Source organism: Rhizobium indigoferae (assembly GCF_034554815.1).
GTDB lineage: Bacteria > Pseudomonadota > Alphaproteobacteria > Rhizobiales > Rhizobiaceae > Rhizobium > Rhizobium leguminosarum.
This window is the reverse complement of record NZ_CP140639.1, coordinates 212,312-229,849: the sequence shown is the minus strand read 5'-3', so window position 1 is coordinate 229,849 and position 17,538 is coordinate 212,312. Positions and strand designations below refer to the sequence as shown.

General features: G+C 58.5%; 14 protein-coding genes and 6 pseudogenes. 4 read left to right on the top strand and 16 right to left on the bottom strand.

Going from position 1 to position 17,538, the window contains the following annotated elements:
* The first annotated feature begins 24 nt into the window (after positions 1-24).
* A complete protein-coding gene (gene fabG / locus U5G49_RS36405) occupies positions 25-762 on the top strand; it encodes a 3-oxoacyl-[acyl-carrier-protein] reductase (RefSeq protein ID WP_193446043.1) in 738 nt (245 codons plus the stop codon).
* Between the two features lie 80 nt (positions 763-842).
* Here the strand turns inward: fabG and U5G49_RS36400 are convergent, their stop codons facing one another.
* From U5G49_RS36400 to U5G49_RS36390, 3 genes and pseudogenes are all read right to left on the bottom strand, one after another.
* Positions 843-1,118 carry a hypothetical protein gene (locus U5G49_RS36400; protein ID WP_193446044.1) on the bottom strand — a complete coding sequence of 92 codons (276 nt, stop codon included), beginning with the start codon at positions 1,116-1,118 and terminating at the stop codon, positions 843-845.
* Between the two features lie 168 nt (positions 1,119-1,286).
* Complete coding sequence (locus U5G49_RS36395; RefSeq protein ID WP_322790971.1) at positions 1,287-2,258, bottom strand: IS3 family transposase; 972 nt, start codon at positions 2,256-2,258, stop codon at positions 1,287-1,289.
* Positions 2,240-2,389, bottom strand: a pseudogene (locus U5G49_RS36390) (transposase); the annotation flags it as partial. The gene U5G49_RS36395 and the pseudogene U5G49_RS36390, both read right to left, overlap by 19 nt.
* A 517-nt stretch (positions 2,390-2,906) precedes the next feature.
* On the opposite strand from U5G49_RS36390, the gene U5G49_RS36385 reads away from it, so the two are divergent.
* Both U5G49_RS36385 and U5G49_RS36380 read left to right on the top strand, forming a co-directional pair.
* A complete protein-coding gene (locus tag U5G49_RS36385) occupies positions 2,907-3,104 on the top strand; it encodes a hypothetical protein (RefSeq protein ID WP_065283532.1) in 198 nt (65 codons plus the stop codon).
* Positions 3,094-5,157: a recombinase family protein gene (locus U5G49_RS36380; RefSeq protein WP_284200498.1), complete on the top strand. Its 2,064-nt coding sequence runs from the start codon at positions 3,094-3,096 to the stop codon at positions 5,155-5,157. Before U5G49_RS36385 ends, U5G49_RS36380 begins: the two co-directional genes overlap by 11 nt.
* A 23-nt stretch (positions 5,158-5,180) precedes the next feature.
* Here the strand turns inward: U5G49_RS36380 and U5G49_RS36375 are convergent.
* The 11 genes and pseudogenes from U5G49_RS36375 to U5G49_RS36325 all read right to left on the bottom strand — a co-directional run.
* Positions 5,181-5,408: pseudogene (locus tag U5G49_RS36375) on the bottom strand (integrase core domain-containing protein); the annotation flags it as partial.
* A 61-nt stretch (positions 5,409-5,469) separates the two neighbouring features.
* A pseudogene (locus U5G49_RS36370) lies at positions 5,470-5,697 on the bottom strand (histidinol dehydrogenase); the annotation flags it as partial.
* A gap of 51 nt (positions 5,698-5,748) precedes the next feature.
* Positions 5,749-6,996, bottom strand: a complete 1,248-nt coding sequence (locus tag U5G49_RS36365; protein WP_193446184.1) for an SfnB family sulfur acquisition oxidoreductase — start codon at positions 6,994-6,996, stop codon at positions 5,749-5,751.
* 23 nt (positions 6,997-7,019) lie between these two features.
* On the bottom strand, positions 7,020-7,802 hold the full coding sequence (locus U5G49_RS36360) for an ABC transporter ATP-binding protein (protein WP_193446185.1): 783 nt from the start codon (positions 7,800-7,802) through the stop codon (positions 7,020-7,022).
* 130 nt (positions 7,803-7,932) lie between these two features.
* Complete coding sequence (locus U5G49_RS36355) at positions 7,933-9,267, bottom strand: ABC transporter substrate-binding protein (protein WP_193446186.1); 1,335 nt, start codon at positions 9,265-9,267, stop codon at positions 7,933-7,935.
* 98 nt (positions 9,268-9,365) lie between these two features.
* On the bottom strand, positions 9,366-10,406 hold the full coding sequence (locus U5G49_RS36350; protein ID WP_193446187.1) for a branched-chain amino acid ABC transporter permease: 1,041 nt from the start codon (positions 10,404-10,406) through the stop codon (positions 9,366-9,368).
* Positions 10,407-10,409: 3 nt separating this feature from the next.
* A complete protein-coding gene (locus U5G49_RS36345; RefSeq protein ID WP_193446188.1) occupies positions 10,410-11,306 on the bottom strand; it encodes a branched-chain amino acid ABC transporter permease in 897 nt (298 codons plus the stop codon).
* On the bottom strand, positions 11,306-12,220 hold the full coding sequence (locus tag U5G49_RS36340; protein WP_193446189.1) for an ABC transporter ATP-binding protein: 915 nt from the start codon (positions 12,218-12,220) through the stop codon (positions 11,306-11,308). The genes U5G49_RS36345 and U5G49_RS36340 overlap by 1 nt, the downstream gene beginning before the upstream one ends.
* A gap of 124 nt (positions 12,221-12,344) precedes the next feature.
* On the bottom strand, positions 12,345-13,448 hold the full coding sequence (gene sfnG / locus U5G49_RS36335; RefSeq protein WP_193446190.1) for a dimethylsulfone monooxygenase SfnG: 1,104 nt from the start codon (positions 13,446-13,448) through the stop codon (positions 12,345-12,347).
* Positions 13,449-13,459: 11 nt separating this feature from the next.
* Positions 13,460-14,044 carry an FMN reductase gene (msuE, locus tag U5G49_RS36330; RefSeq protein WP_193446191.1) on the bottom strand — a complete coding sequence of 195 codons (585 nt, stop codon included), beginning with the start codon at positions 14,042-14,044 and terminating at the stop codon, positions 13,460-13,462.
* Between the two features lie 480 nt (positions 14,045-14,524).
* Positions 14,525-14,734: pseudogene (locus tag U5G49_RS36325) on the bottom strand (HigA family addiction module antitoxin); the annotation flags it as partial.
* A gap of 1,336 nt (positions 14,735-16,070) precedes the next feature.
* On the opposite strand from U5G49_RS36325, the pseudogene U5G49_RS36320 reads away from it, so the two are divergent.
* Positions 16,071-16,364: pseudogene (locus U5G49_RS36320) on the top strand (autoinducer binding domain-containing protein); the annotation flags it as partial.
* A 51-nt stretch (positions 16,365-16,415) separates the two neighbouring features.
* On the opposite strand, the gene U5G49_RS36315 reads toward U5G49_RS36320, so the two are convergent.
* Positions 16,416-17,387, bottom strand: coding sequence for an IS3 family transposase (locus tag U5G49_RS36315; RefSeq protein ID WP_322790971.1), 972 nt, complete (start codon positions 17,385-17,387; stop codon positions 16,416-16,418).
* Positions 17,369-17,518 (bottom strand): annotated as a pseudogene (locus U5G49_RS36310) (transposase); the annotation flags it as partial. The pseudogene U5G49_RS36310 and the gene U5G49_RS36315, both read right to left, overlap by 19 nt.
* Positions 17,519-17,538: the final 20 nt, after the last annotated feature.

Sequence of the window (17,538 nt, the reverse complement as noted above, 5' to 3'; positions counted from 1 at the left end):
TCTCCAGATATAAGGAACGTCTCCATGTTCGATCTTTCCGGCCGCAAGGCTCTCGTCACCGGCGCATCCGGCGGTATCGGCGAGGAAATCGCCCGCCTTCTTCATAAGCAAGGCGCAATCGTCGGCCTGCACGGCACTCGCGTCGAGAAGCTGGAAGCGCTGGCGGCCGAACTCGGCGAGCGCGTCAAGATCTTCCCGGCGAACCTGTCCGATCGCGACGAGGTCAAGGCGCTCGGCCAGAAGGCCGAAGCCGAGCTTGAAGGCGTCGATATCCTCGTCAACAATGCCGGCATCACCCGCGACGGTCTCTTCGTGCGGATGAGCGACGAAGATTGGGACAGCGTCATCGAGGTGAACCTGACGGCGACCTTCCGCCTGACGCGCGAATTGACACATCCGATGATGCGCCGCCGCTATGGCCGCATCATCAACATCACGTCCGTCGTCGGCGTCACCGGCAATCCTGGCCAGGCCAATTACTGCGCCTCCAAGGCCGGCATGATCGGCTTCACCAAGTCGCTGGCGCAGGAGATCGCCACTCGTAACGTGACGGTCAATTGCGTGGCGCCCGGCTTTATCGAAAGCGCCATGACCGGCAAGCTGAACGACAAGCAGAAGGAAGCGATCATGGGGGCGATCCCGATGAAGCGCATGGGCACGGGCGGCGAAGTCGCTTCGGCGGTTGCTTACCTTGCGTCCTCCGAGGCCGCCTATATGACGGGCCAGACGCTGCACGTAAACGGCGGCATGGCGATGATCTGAAACGACAAACTGTTGGCATGGGAATATTTCCGCCAATAGCATGTAGGCTAGCGTCGAGAGAGCGTTTACAGAGCGGCCATTCAATGCGGAATCTCGCCTGCGATGGTTTGATCGGTGAGGTCGTCACCATCGTCGCGAAGGGCGGCCGTCGCGGCGATCCGGTCCAGCTCCGAACGCATAACCAGGGCCGGTATCGACGACTGCGTCACGTGCCGAGTGCGCACAAGCGCAACGCGGCTTACCGTCGCGCCCTGCCGCAAGCTCTCCGACACGATCCGCGCCTTCTCCTTCGTCCGGCCGCGATGAACCTCACGCCGGTCTGGCCTTGTCGTGAGAACCTCCGATGTAGTGTCCATGGAGAAACTCCCCCTTGGATCAGCCAAGAGCGGGCAATGTGGGGCAGACACCGGTTACAGTGTCGGTGACCTGCCACTGCACTTTCATCCAGCGCTGGTTAGAGCCTCGGTGGTTTTTGAACCGCCCCAGGTTTCTGGACCAGCTGAGGCTTGAGTTTCCGGCTTCATTCAGGGAGGCGGGCTGGTTGCGCCTCCTGATTTCATCAGCGAGATCGGCACCTTATTGCCGATCGCACCATGTGGCCGAAACTCATTATACTCTCTACGCCAATCCTCCATCTTTTCGCGGGCATCCGCAAGGGTCAGGAACCAGTGCTGGTTCAGACATTCGGCGCGGAAGCGGCCATTGAACGCTTCAATGAACGCATTGTCGGTCGGTTTGCCGGGGCGTGAGAAGTCCAAGGTGACGCCTTTGGCATAGGCCCAAAGGTCAAGATCGCGAGACACGAACTCAGTCCCCTGATCCACCCTGATCGTCTTCGGATAGCCAACTTTCCGGCATACTCGTTCCAGGGTTTGCACGACATCTTCACCGCGATAGCTGTGACGTGGATCAAGCACCGGTACGTAACGCGAGAAGGTATCGACCACCGTCAAGACGCGCAGCTTCTTCCCAGTCGCGAGTTGGTCGTGAACAAAGTCCATAGCCCAGACATCGTTCGGACCGACTGCCATTTGCCGATCCTCCCGCAGCTTGGCTTTGACTCGCCGCTTCGGCGTCTTGTTGCGCAGTTGAAGACCCAAGTCCTTGTAAATGCGATAGGTTCGCTTGATGTTGGTGCCCCAACCCTCGCGTTCCAACAGCACATGCACACGACGATAGCCGTAACGGACACGCGTCTCGCAGATCTCTCGAATACGACGTTCCAGACCGGCCTGATCGGCACGGCGAGAGGTGTAGTGGTAGGTCGAACGATCAAAGTTCAGCGCCTCACAGGCACGCCGGATCGAGATCGCCCAATCGCGGCACATGCCCTTCACCACCTCCCGCTTGCGAGCAGGCCTTAGAGCTTTCGCCGGATGACGTCCTGCAGCATCTCGCGATCGAGCGTCAGATCTGCGACGATCCGTTTCAGCCGAGCGTTCTCGTCCTCGAGTTGCTTCAGCTTCTTCATCTCCGGCGGCAACATGCCGGCGTATTTTTTCTTCCAGTTGAAATAGGTCGCCTGGCTGATCCCCGCCTTGCGACAGATCTCCGCGACAGACACACCTTCATCACCCTGTTTCAAAATGAACGCCTTTTGTGCGTCTGAAAACTGCGATGCCTTCATCGTCTTCCGTTCCTTTCCAAGCCAGGAAAATGCACCGGAAAACTCTAACCAAAACTGGTCCAGTTTGAAGGGTTCAGATCATCATTCAGGGAGGCGGGCTGGTTGCGCCTCCTGATTTCATCAGCGAGATCGGCACCTTATTGCCGATTGCACCATGAGGCCGTTCTTCGTTGTACAACACGACGACAGAACACCCACGGGACCGAGGTTCGCGAGCTTATGTATCCGTGGCATCCCTGGTCCGGACGGCTCGTTCACGTGCATGATGCGGTGTCCAAAGGGACGCATATTTTCCGCTGCAGCCTTTCTGGTTCTTCTTCTGGTCGACTTCTTGAGGTCCCGTCGTGGATGTTCGACCGATCAGTGAGTGGTTGTTGGCGCAGCTTGGCGGTCCCGCACGTCGATCTCGCAAGCCTGCATACTTTGGCAAGATTGCTGAAGGACGCTGATGCGTCATCGCAATCTTCGGTAATGGGCGCAGCATTGGTCTCTCACGAAACGAGTCGGAGAGATGTTCATGCCTCGCCAGCCCATGACATGCCAGTTCGATCTGTTCTCGGCCCCGCAGCGGGGGAAGACGGCAGGGACGCCGCAATGGTCGGAGTTGCCGGAGGAGACTCGCCAAGCGTTGACGGTGCTCATCGTGCGGCTGTTCGTCGATCACGCAAAGTGCGGACATGCCTCCCAACAGAAGGAGGCCGGTCATGATGCATGAGAAGATCGGGCCGCATCATCTGGAGCGGAAGGCCATCCTCTATGTTCGGCAGTCCTCGGCTCACCAGGTTCTGCACAATCGAGAGAGCAGCGCCCTCCAGTACGCCATGCGCGACCGTCTGGCAGCGCTTGGATGGTCACAGATAGAGACGGTGGATGACGACCTTGGTCGTTCGGCCGCCGGCGGCGTGACCCGCGCTGGATTTGATCGGATGGTGGCGGAAGTCTGCCTTGGCAAGGTTGGCGCCGTGGCCGCGCGTGAGGTATCGCGCTTCGCCCGGAACAGCCGCGATTGGCAGCAACTCATCGAGATGTGCCGCGTTGTCGATACCGTCCTGGTCGACCAGGAAGCAGTTTATGCGCCCCGCCAGGGCAACGACCGCCTGCTCCTGGGTTTGAAGGGCAGCCTCAACGAGTATGAACTCGATCTCTTGCGTCAGCGTTCCCTTTCCGCCCGCTATGAGAAGGCTCGCCGCGGTGAACTCGTCGTCACTGTTCCGGCCGGCTTCGTAAAGGCCGGTGATAGGATCGAGAAGGATCCAGACCGACGCATCCAGGAAGCCATCGCACTCGTCTTCAACAAGGTCACCGAACTCGGGAGTGCCCGGCAGGCCTTGCTATGGTTCCTTGAGCAGGGGTTGGACCTGCCCGTCAGGTGCGCCAACGGTGACGTCATCTGGCGCAGGCCAAATTATGCCACCATCCACCGGATGATTGCGAACCCGATCTACGGCGGCGCTTATGCTTATGGTAAGAGTCGTTCCGTACCGGGATACGATGGCCGATCTGGAATTCGCCGCAAGGCGCGTGATGAATGGCTTGCCCTGATCCCGGACGCGCACGAAGGTTACATCAGTTGGGAACGGGCGGAGGAGATCCGCAAGATGGTCAGCGACAATGTACCGGCCAGTCGCCATCATGGAGCGCCGAAGCATGGCGACGCTCTGCTTGCCGGCCTGTTCCGCTGCAAAAGGTGCGGCCGGAAGCTGACGGTTCGTTACACAGGAGCCAACCATAACATCCCGCGCTATTCCTGTTGGCGTGGTCTACTCGATAGTGGCGAACCACGTTGCATCGCCTTCGGCGGTCTGCGGGTCGATGATGCGATCGAGGAGGCGCTGCTCGGCGTGGTCGAACCGGGAGCCATCGCGGCCGCCGTTGAGGCGGAACGCAATATGGCCAGCCAACGCGATCAGGTTCAGGATGCCCTGCTGCGCGACCTCGAGGCAGCACGCTATGTAGCCGACCGGGCATTCCGGCAATATGACGCGGCCGATCCGGAAAACAGACTTGTAACGTCGGAGCTGGAGGCGCGCTGGAACAAGGCGCTGACTGGCGTCGGCGAGATCGAGGCCAAGATTGCCAAACATCGGACAGTTACGCCGCAGCCGTTCCCTATGTCCGCATCACAGGTAACCGCACTTGCGGGAAACCTTCGCACCGTCTGGACGGCGCCGACAACCGATGCAAGACTGAAGAAGCGCATCGTGCGCACGCTCATCAATGAAGTGGTCGCCGATCTCGATGATGGAACCTCTGAGATCGTCCTCGTCATTCATTGGGTTGGAGGCGTCCACACCGAGCTGCGCCTGCCGAAGCGACGCCGTGGCCAAAGAAACGCGACCCCTGACGACATTGTCGACGCTGTGAGACAGCTCATCTTGATCGCCAATGACGACGTGATTGCCGGTGTCCTCAATCGCAACGGATTGACGACCGGCAATGGCAATCGCTGGACACGGGAGCGGGTCACCGCGCTGAGGTCATATCGCAAGATTCCGGTCTTCCGTCCGCAGATCGACGGGGTCGAGCCATGGCTTAATCTGGGCGGTGCGGCGAAGTTACTCGGGATAACGCCAAAGACGCTGCGTCTGGCGGCCGAGGCTGGCGATATTGAGGGGGTTCATCCGCTACCCGATGGCCCATGGATCTTCAGCCGTTCCAAACTCGCGACCCCACAAGCACGTCAGATCCTCGATCGTGCCCGGAAGAACCCTCGCCACCCCGCGGGATCGCCTCCAGATCAGGAAAACCTATTCCCTTCAATGACATAGAAAGATGGGTGTTATGAAACAGGATTGTAGTATCTACGCCAATCCTCCATCTTTTCGCGCGCATCCGCAAGTGTCAGGAACCAATGCTGGTTCAGACATTCGGCGCGGAAGCGGCCATTGAACGCTTCAATGAACGCATTATCGGTCGGCTTGCCTGGGCGTGAGAAGTCCAAGGTTCCCCCTGGCGTAGGCCCACAGGTCAAGATCGCGGACCCGAACTCCGTCTCCTGATCGACACGGATCGTCTTCGGATTGAGCAACGCCCCGATAGGCTTCATCGGACAGGGAAGCGATCGATGTACGCTTCAGAAAATCGAAGACCGCCAAGGGGGAGGTCGTTTTCGCGGCCCCTCCTGTGGGCAGAATGTGGCTTGGTCCGAGCAAGAAGTCCGCGACGCTGATTGCGGAGTGTGGGCCAAAAAGAATCTCACCTGCATGTTCAAAGCGGGTGAGATATTGACAGGCGTTGTCGGCAAGGACCGTATTCTGGAGCGTAGTCGTTGAGGAAGGCGAAAGCTTCCTCCCTCGTATATGCTGCAAGACACAATCTGCAGAGCACCCGACCTCAGGGTGCCCTGCAGATCGGAAACCTCAGCTCCAGGCATGGAGCGGTGGCTTCTCGCCGTTCAGAAAATACTTACCCAGAATGGCGTACTTCCAGCGGACCGGGTCGTGCAGAGTATGGGTGCGGGCGTTGCGCCAGTGGCGATCAAGCCCGTGCTCTGCAAGGGTTGAGCGCGTTCCTGCCAGCTCGAACAACTTGTTGGTGGCCGCAATCGCGATTTCGGTGGAGAGGATCTTCGCTTCGGCGGTAACGATTTGGGCTTCCGCAACGGTTCCCGCGTTCGGATCGAGGATCGCCCGGTCAATGGCATAACCTGCCTTTTCAAGCAGCGCCTGCGCCGCATGAAGCCGTAGCGTCAAGTCCCCTATCGCCTGGATTGTGTAGGGATCGTCCCAGGCGTTGTCGACGCCGGAATCCACCCAGGCGCGGCTCTTGGTGCGCACAAAGCTGACGGTCTCGTCTATCGCGGCCTGTGCGATGCCGGTATCGACAGCCACTTGGATAATCTGAAAGATCGCTCCGTCGGTGGTCGGCACTTCATAGCCCTTGTAGCCGGGCACGAGATGCGTCTTCGGCACTTTGACATTGTCAAGCAGGACCGTGCCCGACAGCGTGGTACGCTGGCCGAAGGAGGACCAGTCGTCGATGACGGTCAGACCCGGCGCACCGCGTTCGGCAATTGCGTACCAGGCCCTACCCTCGTCATCCAGTGCCACGATCGGCACCAGATGCGCGAGCAGTGCCCCTGACGAATAGAATTTCTGGCCGTTGACGACGACATGATCGCCGGCATCGACGAACTTGGTCTCGAAATCCACCGCGCGCTTGGATCCGAATTCGGAGAAGGCATTGCCGAAGCGTGTGCCCCTCAGCACTTCCGCGAACAACAGCTTTTGCTGGGCTGGGTCCGAAACCGTGCGGATCGCTGCCACGACGCCAAGATGGTTCTGCGCAATCTGTCCGATCGATGAATCGGCCGCCGAGATGATCTCGATGACCTTCGCAAGCGTCGCATAAGAGACTTCGGGACCGCCGAAGGCCTTCGGCACGTTGATAGACCAAAGCCCGCTCTGCGAAAAGGCATCCAGTTCCTTGACCGGCCAGATGCGGTCGTGGTCGCGCGCTGCCGATTCCTTGACGAACTCTGCCGCAAGTGTCTTGGCGATGGCAATCGCTTCGGCGTCAGTCTTGATAATGTGGGCTGGCTGCGACGGGCGTGGAACAGGTGGCACGGCCTTTGCGGCATTTTCGGTTTTTATGGTGGGAAGGGTCATGGTGGTTTCTCCTCGTGGTTGGATTAGCTGACAACGGCCGGGATGCCGGGAGCCACGGCTTTTTGGCCGAGGTAGAAAGACTTGATGTCGTCACGCCCCCGCAGATCGTTCGCATTGCCAGTGAGCACGGCAACGCCGTTTTTGAGAATGATGGCGCGATCGGAATATTTCAGAGCGACGGCGGAGTTCTGCTCCGCCACAAGGATGGAAAGACCCTCTTCGCGATTGAGGTGGCGCAGCGTCCGGAAAATGTCCTGGACGACGATCGGCGCCAATCCCATGGATGGCTCGTCAAGCACCAGCAAACGTGGCCGCGACATCAGCGCCCGGCCGATCGCCGTCATCTGCTGCTCGCCGCCCGAGGTGAGGCCGGAGAAGGCGCGGCGCTTTTCCTTTAACCTGGGAAAATGCGCGTAGACTTTCTCGATATCTCCAGCAATTTGAGCGCGTGTGCTGCCTCGGCCCAACCCACCAGAGATAAGGTTTTCCTCGACCGTCAGACTGCGAAAGCAATGGCGACCTTCAAGTACCTGCACGAGACCAGCGCGTACCAGGGTAGCAGGGCTTGTGTGTAGGACGTCGAGCCCATCAAACCGGATACGGCCTGCAACGACCTGTCCACGTTCGGCTGGAAGCAGGTTGGACAGCGCCTTGAGCGTAGTCGTCTTGCCGGCGCCGTTGGCGCCGAGGAGCGCGAGGATTTCACCGCCCGCCAGATGGAGGTCGACGCCATCGAGCGCCGTGATGGCATGATTGTACGTGGCCTTCAGACCATCGACGGCAAGCAGAGCAGTGTCGTGACCCATGATCGTGTTCCTGTCCATGCCTGAGAGCTGCAATTGAAAAAGGAGAAGGCGCGAGGCTGGTTGAGAGGGAACAACAGCCATTCCTATGCCTTTGCTTGAAGCCGCGCCGGCCGCGCGCGGCTTCAAAGGATCAGTTGGTGGCTGCTTCGGCGTCTGCCGCCGTACGCAGCTTGATACCCTTTTCCGCAGCGTAAGCCTCCGACGACTTTTCGATGATCGGACGTAGCAATGCCCAGTCCGGCGCGATCCAGTCAGAGACGACATTCCATTTCTTCCCATCCCACTGCTGGAACGTCACGTAGCCGTTGCCCTCGTGGTTGTCCCAGGTGACGTTGATTGAGTGGAACAGTCCCTTGGCGCCGAGCGCCTCGACACGCGCCGGGTCGAGCTGCAGGTGTTCAAACCCCCAGCGGACCTCGTCGCCGGTCAGCGTCCGCTTGCCAAACTTCTCCTGGGCGATACGGATCGCCTCGACATTCAGGATGCCGTTGACGATACCGAGATTGTGATAGACCGAGCCAATGCGGTTCTTATCTTCGAGGTTGCCCTTGCCAGCGTCGTAGATTGTTTTGACGATTTCCTGGACGACCGGATATGCGGCGCCCGATGCCTGGGTGGTGATCGCCGTATAGCCCTTGGCGGCATCGCCTGCGGGGATGACGTCTTCTTCTGAATTGGACCAGACATTGCCGATAATGTGGTCTGCCGGGAAGCCGACCTTCGCTGCGGTCTTGAGCGCGACCGGGTTCATCACGCCCCACCCGCGCAGGACGACGTAGTCCGGCTTGGCGCGCCGGATTGTGAGCCACTGCGACTGCTGTTCGTTGCCGGGATGCGGCACCTCGATCTGCTGCAGTTCGAAACCGTATTTCTTCGCCAGCAGTTCATAGATCGGAATGGTTTCCTTGCCATAGGGCGAGCCGTGATAGAGAACGACGATCTTCTTGCCTTTCAAGCTTTCGAGTCCACCCTCCTTTCCCGCGATATAGTTCACGATGCCGGACGTTTCGCTGTAGGGATTGAGAAGGAGCGGAAAGACATAGGGGAAAACGCGGCCGTCGGTCGAATCGGTGCGACCATGGTTGATGGTGATCAGCGGCACCTTGTCTGCGGTGATGCGATCGATCATCGCATAGGCAATGCCGACGGAGAGCGGGTTCCAGGCGGCCACGTTCGGGTTGCTCTTGAGGCGCTCGTATGCTTCGACGCCACGCTCGACCTCATACTGCGTTTCAGCTTCCGACCATGTCAGCTTGACGCCGCCCACGCCACCGTCGCGCGTGTTGATCAGGTTCAGATAGTCAATGAAGCCACCGAAGAAGCCGGTGCCGCCTGCAGCATAGGGACCGACGCGATAGCTCTGGAGCGGAAAGTACTGTTCGTCCGCATGGGCCATCGGCAGCGCCACCGTGAAGGCGAGGCCTGCGGCAAGAGCCGCAATCTTGAATTTGGCAAGGATCGTCATTTTTGGACATACTCCCGGTATCGACCGGGCGAGGCCCCGGTCAGGGTTGATCTGATGAAGGTTGTTGGCATTTCAGAGCTTTGAAGGCTCCGTTTCGATCAGGACCGCACGATCGCGGCGCCGATGCGTTTTCGAGCCCGGCCCCAAAGCGCGACAAGCCCGTCTGGTTCGAGGATCAGAAAGAGGATGATGAGCGCGCCGAGCACGATGCGCTGGCTCATATCGAGCACGCCCGAATTGAAGATATCGCCCAGCAGGAACGAACCAAGCCGCGAAAGGACCAGCGGAAAAACAACGATCAGCGCCGCTCCAAAAAAGGCCCCCCGGATCGAGGCAAGCCCACCGATGATGACGATGAACAGGATCTGGAATGAGCGGTCGAGATTGAAGCCGGCAGGCTCGACCGTGCGGAGATAGGCGAAGGCCCACAGAACGCCGGCAATACCGATGATGAAGGAGGAGATTGCGAAGGCCAGAAGCTTGGTCTTGAGCACCGGCACGCCGATGATCCGCGCCGCTGTCTCGTTGTCGCGCACGGCGATGAAATTCCGGCCGGTGCGCGAGTTCACCAACCGATAGGTCAGCAACGTGAGGACGGCGACCACCGTCAGCGCGAAATAGTATCGTCCGACCGGCCCATCGAAGACAAGGCCGGAGACCGAAAGTTGCGGCGCATCGATCACGCCGGATGCGGACTCATTGGAGAACCAGCTGAATTTGGTCAGCGCCCATTGCACGAAAAACTGCGCGGCGAGGGTCGAAACCGCAAGGTAAAAGCCCTTGAGGCGCAGGCTTGGGAGGCCGAACACCAGGCCGATACCGGCGGCTGCGAAACCAGCAAGAACCATGCTGACGATCAAAGGCAGACCGTCGACGCGAAGATTGAAATTGAACGCGGCGAAGGCGCCAACAGCCATGAAGGCAGCACTTCCAAGCGACACCTGCCCCGCATAACCCGTCAGGATATTGAGACCGAGGCCGGCGAGGCTGAGCGCCAGGAACGGCAGCAGGATAGCCTCAAACAGATAGTCGGACCCGAGAAGCGGCACAACGACATAGGCAATGGCAAGCCAGGCCAGTGGTGTCCCCCAGCGGGCGGGGAAACTGTATGCCGGAAGATCATGAGTGATCGTGGACATCGGTCAGACCCTTTCCACGAGCTTCTGGCCAAACAGGCCGGAAGGTCGCACGAGGAGGAAGGCGAGCGCGATGACATAGGCAAACCAGCCCTCGATACCGCCGCCAAAAAATTCACCGATATAGACCTCGGCCAGCTTCTCGGACGCACCGATCAACAGTCCGCCGACGATCGCACCGACGATCGAGTCAAAGCCGCCGAGCACAAGAACAGGCAGAGCCTTCAGGACGATCAGCGACAGGGAGAATTGCACTCCGACGCGGGCTCCCCACAACAGGCCGGCGACCAGCGCCACCAGGCCTGCAGCCGCCCAGACCGTCGCCCAGATCCAGGGGAGTTTCAATCCGACGGTGAGCGCCGCGAACGGGTCGTCGGCGACGGCGCGAAAGCCAAGCCCGATGCGGGTGTAACGGAAGAAGAGAGAAAGCAGCAGCACCATGGAGGCGGCAACGACGGCTGCGAAGATGTCGAACTGACTGATGTAGACACCACCGACGTCGAACGGCACGTCCTCGATACCGAGGTCAAGGCCGTGCACCTGCGTGCCCCAGATCAACTGCGCCGCCCCTTCGATGATATAGGAGAGGCCAAGCGTCGCCATGAAGAGCGTGATAGGCGGTTTGTTGGTCAGCGGCCTTAACACCGTGCGTTCGACGGCTATTCCGATAACGACCATGATCGCGAAGGTAATAGTGAGTGCGAGCGAGAAGGAAATGCCGCGTTCCGTCAGGCTGACGAAGGTCAGCGCCGCGAACAGAAGCATCGCCCCTTGCGCAAAATTAAGAACGCCGGATGTCTTGTAGATCAGCACGAAGCCGATCGCGACCAGCGAATACATGACGCCGGACAGAAGGCCGCCGGCGAGGACCTCGATGAAAAACAGCCAGTCGAAATCAGCCATCAGATGCCCTCCCCGTTTTCGTTCTGAGGGGCGACACCGAGATAGGCATCGATCACGCGCGGGTCGCGCTGGACCTCGTGGGGCGTTCCATCGGCGATCTTGCGGCCGTAGTCGAGCACGGCGACGCGGTCGGAGAGATCCATGACGACCCCGATATCGTGCTCGATCAGCAAGACGGTAGTACTGAACCTGTCGCGCGCGGCGCGCACGAAACCGGCCATCTCGTTCTTTTCTGTCGCCGTCATGCCGGCCATCGGCTCATCGAGCAGCAGGATATCGGGCTCGGCCACCAGCGCGCGCGCCAATTCCACCCGCTTTTGCAAACCATAAGGCAGTGTACCGGCCAGACGACCGCCGACATGCGAGAGGTGGAGGAACTCGAGCACGTCCAAAGCGCGACGGCGGGCATCCGTCTGTTCCGTGCGGGCACGACCGAGGCCGACGATCTGTTCGATGAAGCTCGACCGCGTCTTGTGCACCCGGCCAATCGCGACATTGTCGAGAACGCTCAAGCCCTTGAACAAGGCCAGGTTTTGAAACGTGCGGGAAATACCCAAGCGGGCTAGCTTCTGTGTCGGGACCTGGGTGTAGCGCCGCCCGGAGAGCCGCACATGGCCGCGATCCGGTCGGTACACGCCGCTGATCACGTTGATGATTGAGCTCTTGCCCGCGCCGTTCGGCCCGATAATGGCAAGGATTTCTGCCTTGCGCGCTGACAAGTCGATGTCGCTCAGGGCGACGACACCGCCGAACGACAAGGTCACCCCGACAAGATCTAGAATTGTGTCACTTGTGGTCGCTTGCCGTTCGCCGCCCAGGCGCAACTGACCGTCAAGTCCAGCCAAGTGCTCCTGTATCTCCGGCGGAAACGGCGCGGAACCCAGCGATCCAAAAGACAATGTCATCGTGCGCATGCCCCCGTTTTCTATTGCGCCCAGTCGGTAGCTTGGCCCGCAATATTCCGCCCGCAGGTGTCGCCATCTGCGGCTCCGTCATTCCCGGCGGCGGCCGAAAACCGGCCGCCTGTCTCATGCTCACTTATTCCGCAGCAATTGCCGTCGAAGCTTCGGCCTCTTCGATGGCCCGCACCAGCGGGATCACGTGTTTGCCGAAATACTCGACCTCTTCCTGGAAATGGAGGAAGCCGAGCAGTATGAGATCGGCCCCGGCACGCTTTAGATCGACCACACGTCGCGCGACCTGCTCAGGCGTGCCGATCAGGTTCGAGCGGAAGCCGTCATTGTACTGGACCAGGTCTTCAAAAGAGGATTTCGCCCAGTTGCCCTCGCCTTCAGGCGACGACTTTCCGGCATTTTTCACCTCGTGGCCAAAGGCATTGACCGCGTCCGGATTGGCCTTCTCGATGATCTCGGCAAGGACGGACCTTGCCTCTTCCTCGGTCTCGCGGACGATGGCGAAAGCGTTGACGCCAACGCGGACGGAATGACCGTTGCCATTCGCCTTGGCCTGGATGTCAGCGACCTGCTTGCCGATTTCCTCCGGCGTGTTGCCATTAGTGAAGTACCAGTCGGAAACGCGCGATGCCATGTCGCGCGCGGCGCGCGAGGAACCGCCCTGGAAGATTTCCGGCTGCGGATCGATTGGCTTCGGCTTCAGCGAATAATTGTTGAAGCGATAGAAATCGCCGTGGAACGTGAAATTGTCTTCGGTCCAGATACCACGCAGGGCACGGATGAACTCTTCCGAACGGCGGTAGCGCTCGTCATGGTCCAGCCAGTGTTCGCCGATCGCGTGGAACTCGCCGCGGAACCAGCCGCTAACGACATTGACGGCGACGCGACCGTTGGTCAGGTGGTTGATCGTGGCGATCTGTTTGGCGGCCAACGTAGGGTTCCACGGGCCTGGCAGAATGGCGGCGATCACCTTCAGTGTCGTCGTGGATTCCAGCAGCGCATGACTGAAGGAAACGGATTCATGCTGGAACTCAGCGCCATAGCCGGCGGTGAAGCGAATCTGGCTCAGTGCGTAATCGAAGCCGCTCGCTTCGGCGATTTGCGCCAGCTTTCTGTTGTACTCGATCGTCCAGCTGGTGCGTTGCTCGATGTTCGAAATGACGAGGCCGCCCGAAACATTGGGCACCCAGTACGCAAATTTGACCGGCTCTCTACTGGCATAGGACATGGTACTCTCCCTTAAAACGCGGCGACGAGCGCTGGACGGTTTCCATGAGCGCGGGCGGCGGCAGCGTGATCGGCGACGGGCAGCACCTGCGCGAGTTCCGAAACGGCGCGCTCAATGCGCTCGCGAAGCACAGGGCTGGTAATCTCATAGTCCACGAAATCGGATTCGGTGGCGTAGATCGAGGTCGGCAGCGTCAGGGCGTTGAAGAAGCCGAACAGCGGACGCAACTGATGTTCAGTCATCAAACCGTGCAGCGGTGTGCCGCCTGTGGCAGCTAGAATGACCCGCTTGCCCGTCAGTGCGCGGTAGTCGACAAGATCGAAAAGATGCTTGAGAGCGCCCGTATACGATGCCCGGTAGACCGGCGACCCGACAACGAGAACATCAGCCGCCTCGACGGCGTCGATAATCGCACGCCCCTCGGCATCCAACTGGTCGGATCGAAGCGCCTTGAATAGAATGGGAGCTGCGTCAACCAGCTCTATGGTTCGCCTTTCGAGACCCAGCTTCGATGCCGCTGCAGAGACGACCGCCTCCACAACAGAAGCAGTTCGCGACGGTTGCTTGACATTTCCCGATAGACCCAGAATTTTCATCCCGCAACACCTCATTTGTAGTTATAGTCTATAGATTTAATGTACTAATGATAACGACAGGATGCTAATATTCCTTTCTATTGTGGAATTCTGATCCTGAAATCGCGTGCCGGCCGAAATAAAAACTCAGCAGCCCCTTCGCGGGCGCCCCTTTGTGCGTGATTTCGCCACGTTGTGCTGACGATGATTGCCTTATGCGAATTCGAACCACCGCCAAAATCTAAGCGAACGATTTCCCTTTAGATGCCTCCCGTTCCCTCGATTTTGATTTGAGATCTGCTGCTCTGGTAGGGAGTCGAACCGGTGGCTCGGGAAGAATTTCAAGGCATTAATTCGGATAGCTGGACGAATTCCAAAGAAGGCTAAGCGGCATAGCATTTCATTTCCGTGCCGCTCGATGCCATCACTGCCTAGTACTCGATGCAAAAAGGCAGGCTTCTAAGCCTGCCTTTCGATAGCTCCTACTTTGGCGTCGAAACCCTACGCAAACTCAAGCGTCGGTATGTTGCTAAGGTCAACGATATGCTCGGCCTGCCATGCATCATATGCAACCTGCATACGCAGCCATACCCCAGCGCCCATGCCGAATAGCTTTCCTAGACGTGCAGCGATATTCGGGGAAACAGGCTTCTTCTCAGTGATAATATCACGCAACTGCTGCCGGGAAATCCCAAGCAGGTTCGCAATCTCTTCGATGATCGGCCGCCGACGCGCCGCATGCAATTAGGGTCGAGACGCCCACGGAGAAGATTTTTCTTTTAATTAGCGACATATATAACCCCATAACGAGCGAAACTAGCATCCGGTGCTGGGCTGGACGCCCAAAGGTCTGCAAACCCCGCCTGACCCGCGATAGCCGCGGAGAGGGCATCATGAGCTTGCATGAGAAGAGCCAGATCGTCTACTGGATCAAGTTTTGCATCGCGTCCGTTGGGTCTTGGGTCGACCCGACGCTATTTGGGACATAGGGGGCGTTGCCGCTGCTGTGCTTGCCGGAGCCTACCTCCTGGACCACAGCCCCCGACGTTCCTCTGCGACAGCCCTTCGCCTGTTGAATATTTCAGCATCATACCTCCTTCTTAAGCAGACTCTCTACAATTACCTGATTGAAGACAAGAGACGCAGAGGATATATTTTGTAGTATATTCGTTTTGTTTATGTCAAAGATCCGTAATGCATTGATAGTTCACCAATACCTGGAAAAACCGTACGTAAATATATTTACGAATATATTATGGACGTCGAGATCGGGTCGCGTTGGTCGGAGCCCGCCTCCCGGAGGGGGTCGCCGAGCCGCAAGTTAGGCGGTTCAACGCGAACGACCAGGCGATCCTGTCGCTCGTGGTCTTTTCAAAGAGTAGTTGACTGTCCGGAATGCAGCATTGGTGGATCCCTTCATTGCCTAGCGGCTGCAAATGATCGCCGGCGTCGGCGAAGTCCCCCAGGTGGGCGGTAGCAACAAACAAATTCTCGTCTTAGTGGATCCCGACCGACTGCAAGCTTACGCCTGAGCGCCAGGCCGGTTCCCGGCTACTTGCCGCACGGGGACGCACCAAACTGGGAAAAAAGTTCGTCGCGTTCCGGTGCCGATCAGTCCAGGAGTTCACTACGAAGTGCCTCTTCCTCGCACACCCTACGGCTTTTCATTGATTGGTGCACAAAGCTCATTCGGACGCATGCCCGAAGCTGGTAAGCTGGTAAGTTTCCCAAGTCGAGTATCTTCGTCTCGCCGGCATTGCCCCGCCGCTCGTTCTAGCAGACGGCTTCAGCGTGCAGACTCACATGCAAAAATTGACAGCTCGAATTGTTTTTTAGACGAGTGGCGCCAAACGGTTCGCCGCCGACGACCCCGCTGGCGAAAACGCGCACGTTTATTCAGGCGACCAACTTGACCTGGAAGATGCGCTTTTTGGTTGTATGTATCAAGGGTATCTAATATGGTTTTCAGAGTCTAGCCGCCCACGGAACTGGGCACCCACTGCTTAGATGTGACGAAGTTAATCTTGCGCCGAACCGGGAGGTTGTCGTGAAGGAAGAATCCTCAGCGGTCTCGAATCTGGTGTTCGATTTCCTGTCAGAGTCAGCCAGTGCAAAGAGCAAAGACGATGTGTTACTCTTGCTTGGTAAAATTTCACAATATTTCGGGTTTAGTTATTTCGCGATATCCGGGATCCCCTCGCCTCCGGAGCGAATTGATCCCTATTTCGTTTTGGGCAATTGGTCAGCCGGGTGGTTTGACCGCTATCGTGAAAACAACTATATCCACGCCGATCCCATAGTGCAGCTTAGCAAGACATGTGATCACGGATTTGTTTGGTCGTGAACCGCCCCAGGTTTCTGGACCAGCTGAGGCTTGAGTTTCCGGCTTCATTCAGGGAGGCGGGCTGGTTGCGCCTCCTGATTTCATCAGCGAGATCGGCACCTTATTGCCGATCGCACCATGTGGCCGAAACTCATTATACTCTCTACGCCAATCCTCCATCTTTTCGCGGGCATCCGCAAGGGTCAGGAACCAGTGCTGGTTCAGACATTCGGCGCGGAAGCGGCCATTGAACGCTTCAATGAACGCATTGTCGGTCGGTTTGCCGGGGCGTGAGAAGTCCAAGGTGACGCCTTTGGCATAGGCCCAAAGGTCAAGATCGCGAGACACGAACTCAGTCCCCTGATCCACCCTGATCGTCTTCGGATAGCCAACTTTCCGGCATACTCGTTCCAGGGTTTGCACGACATCTTCACCGCGATAGCTGTGACGTGGATCAAGCACCGGTACGTAACGCGAGAAGGTATCGACCACCGTCAAGACGCGCAGCTTCTTCCCAGTCGCGAGTTGGTCGTGAACAAAGTCCATAGCCCAGACATCGTTCGGACCGACTGCCATTTGCCGATCCTCCCGCAGCTTGGCTTTGACTCGCCGCTTCGGCGTCTTGTTGCGCAGTTGAAGACCCAAGTCCTTGTAAATGCGATAGGTTCGCTTGATGTTGGTGCCCCAACCCTCGCGTTCCAACAGCACATGCACACGACGATAGCCGTAACGGACACGCGTCTCGCAGATCTCTCGAATACGACGTTCCAGACCGGCCTGATCGGCACGGCGAGAGGTGTAGTGGTAGGTCGAACGATCAAAGTTCAGCGCCTCACAGGCACGCCGGATCGAGATCGCCCAATCGCGGCACATGCCCTTCACCACCTCCCGCTTGCGAGCAGGCCTTAGAGCTTTCGCCGGATGACGTCCTGCAGCATCTCGCGATCGAGCGTCAGATCTGCGACGATCCGTTTCAGCCGAGCGTTCTCGTCCTCGAGTTGCTTCAGCTTCTTCATCTCCGGCGGCAACATGCCGGCGTATTTTTTCTTCCAGTTGAAATAGGTCGCCTGGCTGATCCCCGCCTTGCGACAGATCTCCGCGACAGACACACCTTCATCACCCTGTTTCAAAATGAACGCCTTTTGTGCGTCTGAAAACTGCGATGCCTTCATCGTCTTCCGTTCCTTTCCAA